This window comes from Streptomyces sp. URMC 129 (genome assembly GCF_051386415.1).
GTDB lineage: Bacteria > Actinomycetota > Actinomycetes > Streptomycetales > Streptomycetaceae > Streptomyces.
Map to the genome: position 1 here is coordinate 16,979 of NZ_JBPQTQ010000066.1, position 15,232 is coordinate 32,210.

Annotated in this window: 11 protein-coding genes and 1 riboswitch; of the genes, 6 read left to right on the top strand and 5 right to left on the bottom strand. The window is 75.3% G+C overall.

The features are described 5' to 3' along the window. Window positions 1-12 precede the first annotated feature (12 nt). The 5 genes from cobN to ACSNOC_RS15460 all read right to left on the bottom strand — a co-directional run bounded on the left by cobN (window position 13) and on the right by ACSNOC_RS15460 (window position 7,919). Window positions 13-3,630 carry a cobaltochelatase subunit CobN gene (cobN, locus tag ACSNOC_RS15440; protein ID WP_436748002.1) on the bottom strand — a complete coding sequence of 1,206 codons (3,618 nt, stop codon included), beginning with the start codon at window positions 3,628-3,630 and terminating at the stop codon, window positions 13-15. Beyond that, on the bottom strand, window positions 3,627-5,174 hold the full coding sequence (locus tag ACSNOC_RS15445) for a cobyric acid synthase (RefSeq protein WP_436748014.1): 1,548 nt from the start codon (window positions 5,172-5,174) through the stop codon (window positions 3,627-3,629). The genes cobN and ACSNOC_RS15445 overlap by 4 nt, the downstream gene beginning before the upstream one ends. A gap of 17 nt (window positions 5,175-5,191) precedes the next feature. Further along, window positions 5,192-6,127, bottom strand: coding sequence for a cobalamin biosynthesis protein (locus ACSNOC_RS15450; RefSeq protein ID WP_436748003.1), 936 nt, complete (start codon window positions 6,125-6,127; stop codon window positions 5,192-5,194). A 140-nt stretch (window positions 6,128-6,267) separates the two neighbouring features. Next, a riboswitch (cobalamin riboswitch) is annotated at window positions 6,268-6,393 on the bottom strand. Between the two features lie 96 nt (window positions 6,394-6,489). Next, a complete protein-coding gene (locus tag ACSNOC_RS15455; protein ID WP_436748004.1) occupies window positions 6,490-6,681 on the bottom strand; it encodes a hypothetical protein in 192 nt (63 codons plus the stop codon). Then, window positions 6,678-7,919: an anion permease gene (locus ACSNOC_RS15460; RefSeq protein ID WP_436748005.1), complete on the bottom strand. Its 1,242-nt coding sequence runs from the start codon at window positions 7,917-7,919 to the stop codon at window positions 6,678-6,680. Before ACSNOC_RS15460 ends, ACSNOC_RS15455 begins: the two co-directional genes overlap by 4 nt. 69 nt (window positions 7,920-7,988) lie before the next feature. Here ACSNOC_RS15460 and ACSNOC_RS15465 point away from each other — a divergent pair, with 69 nt between their 5' ends. From ACSNOC_RS15465 to ACSNOC_RS15490, 6 genes are all read left to right on the top strand, one after another. Beyond that, window positions 7,989-8,669: a class II aldolase/adducin family protein gene (locus ACSNOC_RS15465; RefSeq protein ID WP_436748006.1), complete on the top strand. Its 681-nt coding sequence runs from the start codon at window positions 7,989-7,991 to the stop codon at window positions 8,667-8,669. 639 nt (window positions 8,670-9,308) lie between these two features. Next, entirely contained in the window at window positions 9,309-10,454 is a 1,146-nt protein-coding gene (locus ACSNOC_RS15470) for an alpha/beta hydrolase (protein WP_436748007.1), read from the top strand. Between the two features lie 53 nt (window positions 10,455-10,507). Then, the gene (locus ACSNOC_RS15475; protein ID WP_436748008.1) at window positions 10,508-11,974 is read left to right on the top strand and encodes a hypothetical protein; all 1,467 of its coding nucleotides are present in this window, start codon (window positions 10,508-10,510) and stop codon (window positions 11,972-11,974) included. 193 nt (window positions 11,975-12,167) lie between these two features. Then, window positions 12,168-13,766 carry an ABC-F family ATP-binding cassette domain-containing protein gene (locus ACSNOC_RS15480; protein WP_436748009.1) on the top strand — a complete coding sequence of 533 codons (1,599 nt, stop codon included), beginning with the start codon at window positions 12,168-12,170 and terminating at the stop codon, window positions 13,764-13,766. 303 nt (window positions 13,767-14,069) lie between these two features. Further along, complete coding sequence (locus ACSNOC_RS15485; RefSeq protein WP_059009466.1) at window positions 14,070-14,294, top strand: helix-turn-helix domain-containing protein; 225 nt, start codon at window positions 14,070-14,072, stop codon at window positions 14,292-14,294. A gap of 70 nt (window positions 14,295-14,364) precedes the next feature. Beyond that, window positions 14,365-15,144 (top strand): enoyl-CoA hydratase/isomerase family protein, encoded by a 780-nt coding sequence (locus ACSNOC_RS15490; RefSeq protein WP_436748010.1) that lies wholly within the window; start codon window positions 14,365-14,367, stop codon window positions 15,142-15,144. Window positions 15,145-15,232 lie beyond the last annotated feature (88 nt).

Below are 15,232 nucleotides of genomic sequence, written 5' to 3' on the forward strand. Positions count from 1 at the left end.
ACGGATAGGCGCTCACGCGTCCCCCTCCAGGTCGCCTTCGAGTTCCAGATAGGTCTGCCGCAGCCGGTCCAGCGTCTCCCGGTCCGGCTCGGCCCACAGGCCCCGGTCGGCGGCCTCCAGCATCCTCTCGGTGATGCCGCGCAGCGCCCAGGGGTTGGACCGCCGCATGAACTCCCGGTTCTCGGGGTCGAAGACGTACTCCGCCGCGAGCTTCTCGTACATCCAGTCGGCCACGACGCCCGCCGTCGCGTCGTAGCCGAACAAGTAGTCCACGGTCGCGGCCATTTCGAAGGCGCCCTTGTAGCCGTGTCGCCGCATCGCCGCCATCCAGCGGGGGTTGACCACGCGGGCCCGGAACACCCGGTTGGTCTCCTCGCCGAGCGTCCGCGTCTTCACCTGGTCGGGCACCGCGCTGTCACCGATGTACGCCTCCGGCGACCCGCCGGTCAGGTGCCGCACCATCGCGACCATGCCGCCGTGGTACTGGAAGTAGTCGTCGGCGTCCATCAGGTCGTGCTCGCGCGTGTCCACGTTCTTCGCCGCCACCTGGATCCGCCGGAACGCCGCCTCCATGTCGCCGCGCGCGGGGCGGCCGTCCAGGCCGCGGCCGTAGGCGTAGCCGCCCCACACCGCGTAGACCTCGGCCAGGTCGGCGTCGTCCCGCCAGTTCCGCGCGTCGATCAGCGGCAGCAGGCCCGCGCCGTACGCGCCCGGCTTGGAGCCGAAGATCCGCGCGGTGGCCCGCCGCCGGTCGCCGTGGAGCGCGGTGTCCTCGTCGGCGTGCGCCCGCACGAAGTTGCTCTCCGCCGGCTCGTCCAGCTCGGCCACCGCCCGCACCGCGTCGTCGATCAGCGCCACCACGTGCGGGAACGCGTCCCGGAAGAACCCCGAGATGCGGACCGTCACATCGATCCTCGGCCGCCCCAGCTCCTCCGGGGGCACCACCTCGAAGCCCGTCACCCGCCGCGACGCGTCGTCCCACACCGGGCGGCACCCCAGCAGCGCCAGCACCTCCGCGATGTCGTCGCCCTGCGTGCGCATGCACGACGTCCCCCACACCGTCAGCCCCACCGACGCCGGGTACGTGCCGTGGTCGGCCAGGTGCCGGGCCAGCAGCGAGTCCGCCAGCGCGCTGCCCACGTCCCACGCCAGCCGCGACGGAATGGCCTTCGGGTCCACCGAGTAGAAATTCCGGCCGGTCGGCAGGACGTTGACCAGCCCGCGCGTGGGCGAGCCGGACGGCCCGGCCGGGACGTAGCCGCCGTCCAGCGCGTGCAGCACGTGCGTGATCTCGTCGCCCGTCCGCGCCAGCCGCGGGATCACCTCCGCCGCGGCGAACTCCAGCACCCGCACCGCGTCCGGCACGTCCGCGCCGACCACCTCCGCCACGGTCCGGGCCGCCGCCCCCCGCGCCCAGCCCGCCGCCTCCATGGCCTCGGCCAGCCGCCGCGCGACGCCCTCCAGCAGATCGACGGCGTCGGAGGCGGTGCGCCCCTCCCCGAGCGCTCCCGGCACCGCGACCCGCGCGCCCGGCTCGGCCAGCAACTCGGCCTCGACCAGCCCGTAGTGCGCGGCCAGCGCCGCCCGCAACCCGGGCAGCGCCCCGGCCACGCCGCCCCACACCTGCGCCGAACGCAGCACCGCCAGCGCCAGGTTGACCCGTGCCTCGCCCTCCGGGCCCGCGCCCAGGATGTGCAGGCCGTCGCGGATCTGCACGTCCTTGATCTCGCACAGCCACCCGTCGAGGTGCATCACGAACTCGTCGAAGTCGTCCTCGTCGGGCTGCTCCTCGACGTGCAGGTCGCGGTGCAGCTCCGCCGCCCGGACCAGGGTCCAGATCTGGCTGCGCACGGCGGGCGCCTTCGCCGGGTCGAGATCGCTCACCAGGGCGTACTCGTCGAGCAGTTGCTCCAGCTTCGCCAGGTCGCCGTACGAGTCGGCGCGCGCCATCGGCGGCACGAGGTGGTCCACGACCGTGGCGTGGCCGCGCCGCTTGGCCTGGGTGCCCTCGCCGGGGTCGTTGACGATGAACGGGTAGACCAGCGGCAGTTCGCCCAGCACCGCGTCCGGGGCGCAGCCCGCCGACAGGCCGAGGCCCTTGCCCGGCAGCCACTCCATCGTGCCGTGCTTGCCCAGGTGCACGACCGCGTCGGCGCCGAAGGTGTGGTCGAGCCAGCGGTACGCCGCCAGGTAGTGGTGCGAGGGCGGCAGATCGGGGTCGTGGTAGATCGCGATCGGGTTCTCCCCGAAGCCGCGCGGCGGCTGGATCATCAGCACGACGTTGCCGAACCGCAGTGACGCCAGCACGATGTCGCCGCCGTCGACGTACAGCGACCCCGGCGGCTCCCCCCAGTGCTCCAGCATGGCCTCCCGCAGCCCCGGTTCGAGCCGGTCGAACCAGGCGGTGTAGTCCGCGAGCGGGACCCGGGCCTCGGCGGCGGCGAGTTGCTCCTCGGTCAGCCACTCCACGTCGTGGCCGCCGGCCGCGATGAGCCGGTGGATCAACTCGTCACCGCTGTCCGGGAAGTCACCGACCGCGTACCCGGCCTCCGCCAGCGCCGCCAGCAGCCGCACCGCCGAGGCGGGCGTGTCCAGGCCGACGGCGTTGCCGACGCGCGCGTGCTTCGTCGGGTAGGCGGTGAAGACCAGGCCGAGGCGCTTGTCCGCGTTCGGCTTGTGCCGCAGCGCCGCGTACCGGACGGCGATCCCGGCCACCCGGCCCGCCCGTCCGGGATCCGCGACGTACACCGGCACGCCGTCCGGGCCGTCCTCCTTGAACGAGAACGGCACGGTGATCAGCCGCCCGTCGAACTCGGGGATGGCCACCTGCATCGCCGCGTCCATCGGGGACAGCGCGGCGTCGGACGCCTCCCACGCGGCGCGCGAGCCGGTCAGGCACAGGCCCTGCAGCACCGGCACGTCCAGCGCGGCCAGCGCGCCGACGTCCCACGCCTCGTCGTCGCCGTCGCTCTTGCCGCCCGCCGCCAGCACGGTGGCGATCAGCGCGTCGGCGCGGCCCAGCAGCTCGTACAGCTCCGGGTCGGCGCCGCGCAGCGAACCGCAGTACACCGGCAGGGCGTTGGCGCCGTGCTCCTCCAGCGCGTCGCAGAGCGTGTCCACGAACGCGGTGTTGGCCGCGAGTTCGTGGGCCCGGTAGAAGAGCACCCCCACGGTGGGCCGGTCCGGCTTGTGCGCGCGGGTGCCGTGCGTGCCGAAGGCGGGCATCGGCCGGGGCGGCGCGAAGCCGTGGCCGGTGAGCAGCAGTGTGTCGGACAGGAAGCGCGCCAGCTCCGCCAGGTTGTCCGGGCCGCCCGCGACCAGGTACGCCAGCGCCTCCGCGACCACCCCGGCGGGCGCGGTCGAGGCGGCCATCAGCTCGGCGTCCGGTGTGGCCTCGCCGCCCAGCAGGACGGCGGGCAGCCCGGCGGCCAGGACGGCGGCCACCCCGTCCTCCCAGGCGCGCAGGCCGCCGAGCAGCCGCACCACGACGAGGTCGGCGCCGGCCAGCAGCGCGGGCAGGTCCGAGGCGGCGTCCACGCGGGCGGGGTTGGCGATGCGGTAGTCGGCGCCGGAGGCGCGGGCGGCCAGCAGGTCGGTGTCGGCGGTGGACAGCAGCAGGACGGTCGTCATGGCGCTCCCGGCGGGATGAAGGGGAGGCCGTCGGGGACGCCCTCCTCGATGAGCCGCATGAGGGCGGCGGTGTCGGCGTGTTCCTCGATGAGATCGCCCAGCCGGTCGAGCTGCTCCTCGCGCAGCGCGCCGAAGCTGGTGTCCGGGGCCGGGACGAACGCCCGGCCGGAGTCCGCCGCGACGCGCGTCAGGAACGCCCGGCGGAAGTCGTCGCTCTCCAGCGAGCCGTGCCAGTGGGTGCCCCACACCGACCCGACGCGGCATCCGTCGAGGAACGGCTCGCCGCCCCGGACGTCCGCGACACCGTGATGGATCTCGTAGCCCTCGACGGGGTGGCCCAGGGCGTGACCGGCGGGCCTGGCCAGGGTCTTGTCGACGGCGAACCGGACGTGGACGGGCAGCAGGCCGAGCCCGTCGACGCGGCCCTGCCGGGACTCCACGTCGTCCTCGATGGTGACGCCGAGGATCTGGAAGCCGCCGCAGATGCCGAGCACCGGACGCCCCTCGGCGGCGCGGCGCGCCAGGGCCGTGGCCAGGCCCCGTTCGCGCAGCCAGGCCAGGGCCCGCACGGTGCCCCGGGTGCCGGGGATCACCACCAGGTCGGCGTCGGCGACCTCCTCGGGGCGGTCGGTGAAGCGGACGGCGACGCCCGGTTCGGCGGCCAGGGCGTCCACGTCCGTGAAGTTGGACATCAGCGGGATGGCGGCGACGGCGACGCGCAGCACGTCCCGGCCGTGCGGCGGCGCGACAGCGGTCTCCCGGACGGTGCCGCGCAGGGACATCCGCAGCCCGTCCTCCTCGTCGATGCCCAGACCGTGCCGGTGGGGGAGGACCCCGAGGACCGGCCGCCCGGTCAGTCCGCGCAGCATGTCCAGGCCGGGCGTCAACAGGGTGGGATCGCCACGGAACTTGTTGACGACGTAGCCCGCGACCAGCCGCTGGTCCTCGGCGGACAGCAGGGCGGTGGTGCCGAAGAAGGACGCGAAGACGCCGCCCCGGTCGATGTCCCCGACGACGACGACCGGCAGCCCGGCGGCGCGGGCCAGGCCCATGTTGACGATGTCGCCGTGCCGCAGATTGATCTCGGCCGGGCTGCCCGCGCCCTCGCAGATGACGGCGTCGTGGCCGGCGCGGAGCTGCTCCAGGCAGCCGGTGACGGTCGGCAGCAGCCGGGTCTGCCGCTCGGTGTGGTAGCCGCGCGCGGTCACCTCGCCGACCGGCCGCCCGAGGAGGACGACCTGGCTGCCGCGGTCGCTGCCGGGCTTGAGCAGCACCGGGTTCATCAGCGCGCTCGGCTCGACGCGGGCGGCGGCGGCCTGCATGGCCTGCGCCCGCCCGATCTCGGCGCCGTCGCGGGTGACGAAGGAGTTGAGCGACATGTTCTGCGCCTTGAACGGCGCGACGCGCACCCCCTTCCGGGCCAGCCACCGGCAGATCCCGGCGGTGACGACGCTCTTCCCCGCGTCGGACGTGGTGCCCGCGACGAGCAACGCCCCGCCGCGCCCGCGCCGCCGGGCGGGGCGCGGCGGCACGGTGGACTGCATGGCCTCGTAGGGGTCGTTCACCCTCGCTCCTCCCGCAGGTGGGTCGCCGCGCAGCAGGCGGCCAGGGTCAGGGCGCCGACGCGGCGGGACAGGCGGATCGCGCGGTCGATGTCCGCGATCTCCACCGGCCGGCCGCCGGGATTGAGCACCGGGCGGTGCTCCACCCGCCCGCCGTAGGAGAGCGTGCCGCCGAGGCGGACGCCCAGCGCACCCGCGAACGCGGCTTCCACCGGGCCCGCGTTGGGGCTCGGGTGGCGGCGCGCGTCCGCCCGCCAGGCCCGCGCGGCGGCGCGCGGCCGGGGACCGGCGACGGTGGCCAGGGCGGCGGTGAGCCGGGCGCCCGGCCAGCCCGCCAGGTCGTCCAGCCGGGCCGAGGCCCAGCCGAACCGCCGGTAGCGGGGCGAGAGATGGCCGACCATCGCGTCCAGGGTGTTCACCGCGCGGAACGCCGCGAGCCCCGGCACCCCCGCGATCGCGCCCCACACGAGCGCGCCGACGACCGCGTCCGAGGTGTTCTCCGCGACCGACTCCACCACGGCCCGCGCGAGCGCCTGTTCGTCCAGGGCCTGCGGATCGCGCCCGCACAGCCGGGGCAGCAACTCCCGGGCCCGCGCGACGTCTCCGGCGGCCAGGGCGTCGCTGACCCGGCGCGCCTCGCGCACCAGACTCGTGCCGCCCAGAACGGCCCAGGCGGCCACGGCCGTTGCCGCGCCGCGTCCCGCGCGCCCCCGGGCGAGCCCGGCAAGGGCCGCCGCCCCGGCGGCTGTTCCGCCGACGCACAGCGCGGTGTGGAGCACGCCGGTGGCGCGGCTGTCGCGCCACAGGCGGCGTTCGAGAGCGGCGGCGGCGCGGCCGAAGGCGGCCACGGGATGTCCCCGGCGGGGGTCGCCGGTGAGGAGATCGCCGAGGTAGCCCAGGGCCAGGCCGGACGCCGTGGCGTGAGTCCGGCGCATGGAGTCAGCCGACCGCCGTGGTGTCCCGGGCGGGCGCGGTGGCGCGGCGCGGCTGCGGCGGGGGCAGGAAGAAGCGGCCAGTCATGGCGGTGTGTCCTCACTCAGGGTCCGCGCCCTGGTTCGACGTGACCGGCGGTGAGAGTCTCCTGGCTTCCGGATCGGCGCTTCCCCCGGCCTTCCAGCCCCTGGCGGGACCGTGACGCTCGGGTGGGGGAGCACTCCCCGGTGACAGTGGCGGGACCGCGCCGGATTCGCACCGGCTTCCTCTCCTGCCGCCGTTTGGCATCGTTGAGTCCACCACGGGCCGGAAGCGGCGTCAACTCCCTGTTGAAGCCGCTCCCGTACCCGTGGCCGGCGTCGCGCTAGGTCGCGACGATCCAGATCCCGTATCCGACGGCCGCCGCGCACACCGTGAAACACAGGTAACCGGCGGAGCGCGCCGCCGACTTGGCGGACCCGGCGCGGATGCCCGCGGAGAACAGGCCGACCACCGCCACGGTCATCAGCACCGAGACGACAATCACCTGGCCGAGGACGGCCCAGTCGACGTTCACAGCGACACCTCGGGAGCGGGAGCGGGGGCGGAAGCGGCGGCGGGGACGGCGGGGACGGCGGGGGAGGGGGCCGGGATGACGACCCGCACCGGCTCCGGGCCGCCTCCGGCCGCCCCGGCCCGGTCCGCGTCCTCCGCCACGTCGTTGACGTTCGAGTGGTCGACCGGCCGGCGCCGGGCCAGCGCCCCTATCCCGGCCGCCGCCGCGACGAGCAGCACCGCGACCGCGCCGACGCCCCAGTCGCCCCGGCCCGCCAGCAGGGCCCCGGCGGCGCCGATCAGCCCGGCCGCCGGCAGCGTCAGGCCCCACGCCGCCACCATCCGGGTGGCGGTGGACCAGCGGACCACGCCGCCCTTGCGGCCCAGGCCGCAGCCCAGCACCGCGCCGGAGCAGACCTGCGTGGTGGACAGGGCGAAGCCCATGTGGGAGGAGGCGAGGATCGTGGTGGCCGCGCTGGTCTGGGCGGCGAAGCCCTGCGGCGGCCGGATGTCGGTGAGGCCCTTGCCCATGGTGCGGATGATGCGCCAGCCGCCGAGATAGGTGCCCAGCGCGATGGCGACCCCGGCGGAGCCGATCACCCACAGCGGCGGGTCCGAGCCGGGAGCCAGGGCCCCGCCGGTGACCAGCGCCAGCGTCATGACGCCCATCGTCTTCTGCGCGTCGTTCGTGCCGTGGGCGAGGGAGACCAGCGCGGCGGAGGCGATCTGCCCCGCGCGGTACCCCCTGGCCGCGACCCGCTCGTCGGCGCCGCGCGTGACGCGGTACGTGAGCCGGGTGGCGAGCATCGCCGCGAGCCCGGCGACCAGGGGGGCGGCCACGGCCGGGACGAGGACCTTGGTGACGACGGCGTCCCCGTTGACCGCGCCGGTGCCGACGGAGGCCAGCGTCGCGCCGATCAGGCCGCCGAAGAGGGCGTGCGAGGAACTGGAGGGGAGACCGGCGAGCCAGGTGAGGAGGTTCCATACGATGGCCCCGGCCAGCCCGGCGAAGATCACTTCGGGCCGGACGCCCGCCTCCTCGTCGATGATGCCGCCGGAGATGGTCCGCGCGACCTCGACCGAGAGGAAGGCGCCGAGCAGGTTCAGCGCCGCCGACATGGCCACGGCGGCCTTGGGCTTCATGGCCCCGGTCGAGATCGTGGTGGCCATGGCGTTGGCCGTGTCGTGGAAGCCGTTGGTGAAGTCGAACGCCAGAGCTGTGACGAGCACGATCGCGATCAACAGCGTGATGTGTTCCATGGACCCGGACAATCGTTCGGCGGGCGGGTGACAAACGCCGTTAACGTAAGGTGAACAGGTGAACTCAAGATGAACTGGCGGCATCGGATTGCCCTGCGCCGGCCCGCCCCGTCCGCCTGGCGCGACGCGTGGCGCGAACTGATCGACCGGGCACGCCGGACGGTGACGGACGGTCTCGTCGTCGGCACCTCGGGAAACCTGTCGGTCCGCGTCGGCGACACCGTCCTGGTCACCCCCTCGGGAGTCCCGTACGACCTCCTCGGCCCCGCCGACCTCCTCGCCGTGGACCTGACCGGCCGCCCCCGCGCCGGCTCCCTCGCCCCGACCAGCGAACTGCCGATGCACCTGGCGATCTACCGCGCCACCGACGCCACCGCCGTGGTCCACACCCACGCGGTGCACGCGACGGCCGTCTCCACCCTCGTGGACGAACTGCCCCCCATCCACTACATGACCGCCGCCCTCGGCGGCCCGGTCCGCGTCGCCCCGTACGCCACCTACGGCAGCGAGGACCTGGCCGCCCACATGCTGACGGCCCTCCAGGACCGCACCGGCTGCCTGCTGCGCAACCACGGCACGATCGTGTACGGCCGGAGCCTGCGCGAGGCGTACGACAACTCGGCCCAACTGGAGTGGATGTGCCGCCTGTGGCTCACGGCCGCCGCGATCCCCGGCCACACCCCGACCCTGCTCCCCCCGGAAGAACTGACCAGGGTCGCCGGGAAACTCCGCACCTACGGCCAGCACTGACGCCCCCGCCCCGCTGTGAGGGTCCCCCGCGCACGCGCACCGCTGCCCGCTGGGAGTGAGCGCGCGGCGCCGCCGCGCGCCGAGCAGTTCCGCACCCCCCGGCACCCGGGGCCGGGGCTCGCTCACGCGCCCGACCGCCCGGCGCGGCCACCCGAGGACCGTGGGCGGGCGGCGCTCGCCCCGGTCCGAACGTGCCGTCGCGGGCCGTATGCCCGCCGCGCCGCCCAGCGCGTCACTGGCGCGGGACCGGTGGCTTCGCACGCGCGCCCGACCGGCGGTCCGCGTGAGCAGTCCCGCCTCGGCCGACCCGTTGGCGTGAGCCCGCGGCGCTGCCCGGGGCCGGACGTGCCGCCGCGTTGCCGAGCGGCTCCGCACTCATGGCGGGCGCCGAGGCTCCCCGAACCGCTCGCGTCTCCGTCCGGAGTCCGGGGAGGCGAGGCCGGGCCGTGCCGCCTTCCGGAGCGACGTGGCCGCCGACGGACGCGCGCCCGACCGCCCGGGGCGGTCGGCCCCCCGCCAGACCCGGGCCCCGCCGTCCGGACCGTTCACCCTCGTCCCGTGCGTCACTTCCGGCACGGCAAGGGCGTGCGGGGGCCGCCCGGATGGCGGTGGGCGGGGAACGCGCCCATGCTGGGATGCATGCGTCGGCACACGACGGCGGCCGTGGCCGCCACCACACTGCTGGGTGCCGGAGCGGCCGTTGCCACGGTCGCCGCCGGGCGTTGGGCCGTGGGAGCCGCCCTGGGGGCCTCCCAGCGGCCACGGCCCGCCGGGTTCGGCGGGGAGCGGCTCGCCGTGCACGCCACCGGGCCCGGGCGCGTCACCCTCAGCCGGACCGTCCACAGCGAACGCCCCGGCGTCTACGGCCTCACCGCCCGTGGCGGCCACGCGGTCGTCGGGCCGGTCCTCGACGACCTGTTCGGCGGCCCCGACACCGTCGTGCGGAAGCTCGAACGCGTCACCCGCGGCGACCTCGCCCCCGGCGACACCGTCGAGCTCACCCCCCAGGTCCACACCGGCGACCCCCGCACCGCCCTCGGCATCCCGTTCACCGACGTGTCCGTCCCCGGCGACACCGGCCCGCTGCCCGCCTGGTTCGTGCCCGGCCCCCGCAGCACCTGGGTCATCGCCCTGCACGGCCTCGGCGCCACCCGCGAGCACCCCCTCAACCTGCTCCCCTTCCTCCACGCCCACCACTTCCCGGTCCTCGTCCCCGCCTACCGGGGCGACCCCGGCGCCCCCCGCCCCCGCGACCGCGTCAACCGGCTCGGCGCCGACGAGTGGCGCGACGCCGACGCCGCCGTCCGCTACGCCATCCGGTACGGCGCCGAGCGCGTCGTCCTCTACGGCTGGTCCGCCGGCGGCGCCATGGCCCTGCGCGCCGCCGTCCAGTCCCCGCTGCGGGGCCGCGTCGCGGGCCTCGTCCTCGACTCGCCCGTGCTCGACCCGGCCGCCACCTTCCGCGCCCTGGCCACCGAGCACGGCGTGCCCGGCCCGCTGCTGCCGTTCGCCCTCGGCGCGGCCAGCGGTGGCTTCGGCCTCGACCCGGGGGACCGGCCGCCCGACCACCCCACCGGCCACGGCGGGGCACCGGTCCCCGTCATGGTCTTCCACGGCCCCGACGACACCGTCGCGCCCTGGGCCGCCTCCCGCGAGCTGGCCGCCGAGCACCCCGAGGCCGTCACCCTCCACACCGTTCCGCACGCCGAGCACGCCGCCATGTGGAACGCCGATCCGGCCGCCTACGAGGAGCGCCTGCGCCGCTTCCTCACGCCGCTCATGTGAGCCCGTGGGCGGGGGGTTTGGGCTTTCGCGGCCCCAGCGGTGAAACTGCTCACGTGACGTCCCGAACTCCGCGTGAGCCCCGGTTGCGACTTGTCCCACAAACGCCCCAACAGCGCGCCGCCGCGCACCGGCGCACGCCGCTCGGCAGACGTACTCCCGCCCCGCCTCCCCGGGGCGTCGCCCCGCAGGACCAGCTCGCCCGCCAGGCCCGCGCGCTCCTGGCCGACGCCGTCCGGCTCGCCCACTGGGCGCAGCGCACCGGCCGCTCGCCGGAGGCGGCCTCCGCGCAGGCCGCCGCCGAACTCGGCCTCACCGAGAACGCCGTGCGCGACCACTGGGGACGGGCCCGCCTGGCCGGGCTGATCGAGCAGGCCCCGGACGCCCCGGACGGCGGCGGCGTCCGCGCGGGCTGGCGGCTGCGGGCCTGGCACCGGGACGACACGGCGGCGCTGCGCGGCTGGGTGGCGCTCTTCGACGCCTGGTCCCTGGCCCGGCCCGCGCCGCCGGACGCCGACCCCGGCGCGGTGGCCGACGTCGTCGCCGCCGTCCCCCAGCTCCTGTCCGTCATGCAGCTCTCCGACGGCCCGGTGACCGCGGTCGGCCTGATCGACCTGCTGCTCCAGCGCATCACCGAACTCCGCGCCGACCGCGACCCCGCCGACCGCGACCCCACCCACCCCGGCCCCGAGACGGACGCCGACGCGTCGCCCGCGACCCCGGACGCCGCGCCGCCCGAGGCCCGCACCTCCGAGGACATAACAGCCCCGGCCGACGAACTCGTCCGCCTCCTCGGCTGGGCCCTCGACGCCCTCGCCGCCGTCGGTGCCCTCACCCTCCACGCCCGCGGCCGGCAGCCCGTCCGCGCCCGCCTCACCGAGCTGGGGAGCTGGGCCATGTGGACGAAGCTGGAGCACATCTGCATCGCCGCCCAGAGCCCGGCCGGGAACATCGAGCAGTCCGCCGTGGCCATGCTGCGCGGCTGCGCCAACCTCACCCCCGGTCCGGCCCGCGCCGAGTACCGCGCCTGGCTCGCCGCCCGCGCCACCGGCCCGGCCGTCACCGAGCTGCTCGACGCCGCCCGCGGCGAGGACGCGCTGATCCGGGGCCTCGCCTTCGAGGCCCTGCGCGTCGTCGGCGCCCCCGCCCTCCCCGCGATACGGACCGCCGCCGCCGAGCCCGTGCTCCGCCCCTACGCGCTGCTGTGGCTGGCCGACCACGAGGCGGGCGACCCGCGCGACGCCGCCGACGACCCGCTCGCCGTGCTGACCCGCGCCGAGGCCACCTGGCTGTGGGTGGACACCGCCTCCGCCGCCCAGGAGCACGGCGCCGAGCGGCTGCTGCTCGACCACCTCGACGCCGCCCCGCAGCCCACGGTCACCGAGCTGATCGACGAGATCCGCGTCTGCGGCCACCCCCGCACGGTGCAGGTGCTGCTGGCGCTGGCCGCCGCCCACCCCGACCCGGCCGTCGCCAAACGCGTGCGCCGGGCCGCGTTCCAGGTGCACACCGGGGGAGCCTGATGCGGGCCACCGCGGGTGTCCGGCCCCGTCGCGCACGGAAGACCGCACGGAAAACCGCGCGGAAAACGCGTTGCGCCACGCCGTTAGAATGTTTCGCATGGACACGGACACACCGCACCTCGCGCATTAGCGGACGTACCGCCGCAGTTCGCAGGCCCGTACGCCCCGCCCCGCCCGCCTCTGGAGTCCGTCCATGATCACCGCCACCGGCATCGAGTTGCGCGCCGGAGCCCGCATCCTCATCGAGTCCGCGTCCTTCCGCATCGCGACCGGCGACCGCATCGGCCTCGTCGGCCGCAACGGCGCGGGGAAGACCACCCTCACCAAGTGCCTCGCCGGGGAGGGCGTCCCGGCCGCCGGCACCATCACCCGCGGCGGCGAGGTCGGCTACCTCCCGCAGGACCCGCGCACCGGTGACCTCGACATGCTCGCCCGCGACCGCATCCTCGCCGCCCGCGGCCTCGACACCGTGCTGCGCGGCATGCGGGAGAACGAGCAGCTCATGGCCAGCGGCCAGGGCGCCGTCCGCGACCGCGCGATGAAGAAGTACGAGCGGCTTGAGACCGAGTTCCTCACCCGCGGCGGATACGCGGCCGAGGCCGAGGCCGCCACCATCGCCGCCAGCCTCGGGCTGCCCGACCGCGTCCTCGGCCAGCCGCTGCACACGCTCTCCGGCGGTCAGCGGCGCCGCGTCGAGCTGGCCCGCATCCTCTTCTCGGACGCCGACACGCTCCTCCTCGACGAGCCGACGAACCACCTCGACGCCGACTCCATCGTCTGGCTGCGGGACTTCCTCAGGACGTACCGCGGCGGCCTCGTCGTCATCTCCCACGACATCGCCCTGATCGAGACCGTGGTCAACAAGGTGTTCTACCTCGACGCCAACCGGTCCCGGATCGACGTCTACAACATGGGCTGGAAGCAGTACCAGGTCCAGCGCGAGGCCGACGAGAAGCGCCGCAGGCGCGAGCGCGCCAACGCCGAGAAGAAGGCCGCCGCCCTCAACGCCCAGGCCGACAAGATGCGCGCCAAGGCCACCAAGGCCGTCGCCGCGCAGAACATGGCCCGCCGCGCCGAGCGGCTGCTGTCCGGCCTGGAGGCCGAGCGCCAGTCCGACAAGGTCGCCAAGCTCCGCTTCCCCGACCCCGCGCCGTGCGGCAAGACCCCGCTGACCGCCGAGGGCCTGTCCAAGTCCTACGGCTCGCTGGAGATCTTCGCCGATGTCTCCCTCGCCATCGACAAGGGCTCGCGGGTCGTCATCCTCGGCCTCAACGGCGCCGGCAAGACCACGCTGCTGCGCCTGCTGGCCGGGATCGAGAAGCCGGACACCGGCCAGGTCACGCCGGGGCACGGGCTGAAGCTGGGGTATTACGCGCAGGAGCACGAGACCCTCGACGCGGACCGCACGGTCCTGGAGAACATGCGCTCCTCCGCCCCCGACATGGACATGGTGGACATCCGCAAGACGCTCGGCTCGTTCCTCTTCTCCGGCGACGACGTCGACAAGCCCGCCGGGGTGCTCTCCGGCGGCGAGAAGACCCGCCTGGCGCTGGCCACGCTCGTGGTCTCCTCGGCCAATGTGCTGCTGCTGGACGAGCCCACCAACAACCTCGACCCGGCCAGCCGTGAGGAGATCCTCGGCGCGCTGCGCGGCTTCACCGGCGCCGTCGTCCTCGTCACCCACGACGAGGGCGCGGTGGACGCGCTCCAGCCCGAGCGGATCATCCTGCTGCCGGACGGCGTGGAGGACCTCTGGAGCGCCGACTACGCGGACCTGGTCGCCCTCGCTTGACCCGGGCCGGGTCGGTCGTTTGTGATCATGCCCGGTGGATCATTCGGCCGACGCTTGATCATTCATCTGAGTGAGGCGGGTCGTATCCCGGCGTGTCGGCGCGACGGCCGAGGGGTCGGCCCGCCGAACCGCTCTGACCTGCGCGTTCCCCTCGACCACCGGGGGGCTCCGGACCCGTTTGCCCCGACCGCGCCCCGGCGCTGCGGTCCGCTTGTCGTATGGGCGTTTTGACGAATGGGTGGCCAGGAAGCTGGATAGGGGTGATCATGAGAGTCCAGAGCGCACTTCAACGAGGAGGCACGGGTGGCCGAGACTCTGAAGAAGGGCAGCCGGGTGACCGGCCCCGCGCGTGAGCAGCTCGCCGCGGACCTGAAGCGGAAGTACGAGTCGGGCGCGAGCATCCGGGCGCTGGCCGAGGAGACCGGCCGGTCGTACGGCTTCGTGCACCGCATGCTCAGCGAGGCCGACGTGACCCTCCGCGGCCGTGGCGGCGCCACCCGCGGCAAGAAGGCGGCCCCGACCCCCTGACGGCGCACACGCACGCCGAGGGGTTACTCTGCGGACAGAAATTACCGCTGGGTAACTCACGGAGGGCCTGATGAGCCTGCTCGACAAGGACGGCGTGCGCGTCACCGTCCACAAGGCCGTGGCGACCGTCACGCTCGCCAACGCCGACAAGCGCAACGCCCAGACCCCCGCGCTGTGGCGGGCCCTGACCGAGACCGGCCGCATGCTCCCCGGCGACGTCCGCGTCGTCGTGCTCCGGGCCGAGGGCGTCTCCTTCTCCGCCGGGCTGGACCGCCGGGCGTTCACCCCGGAAGGCATCCCCGGCGAGCTGAACTTCGTCGAGCTGGCCCGTTCCGGTGACGACGACCTCGACGCCACCATCGCCTCCTACCAGGAGGCGTTCACCTGGTGGCGCCGGAACGACCTGGTCACCATCGCGGCCGTCCAGGGCCACGCCATCGGCGCCGGCTTCCAGCTCGCCCTCGCCTGCGACCTGCGGGTGTGCGCCGAGGACGCGCAGTTCGCCATGCGCGAGACAGCGCTCGGCCTGGTGCCCGACCTGACCGGCACCCACCCCCTGGTCTCCCTGGTGGGCTACGCCCGCGCCCTGGAGATCTGCGCCACCGGCCGCTTCGTGCGCGCCGCCGAGGCCGAGCGCATCGGCCTGGCCAACATCGTCGTGCCCGCCGCCGACCTCGACGCCGCGACGAACGACCTGGCCGCCGCCCTCCTCGCGGCCCCCCGCGACGCCCTGATCGAGACGAAGGCCCTCCTGCGCGCCGCGAGCGACCGCGGCTACGACGCCCAGCGCGCGGCGGAACGCGCCGCCCAGGCCCGCCGCCTCCGCGACCTGGCGGGCTTCGCGGAGTAGCCCCGACCCCGACCCCGGCCCCGCCCAGTCGGCCTGCCCGCCCGCGGCTAGCGGAGCCGCTCGCGGATCTCCGCGACCAGCACCGACG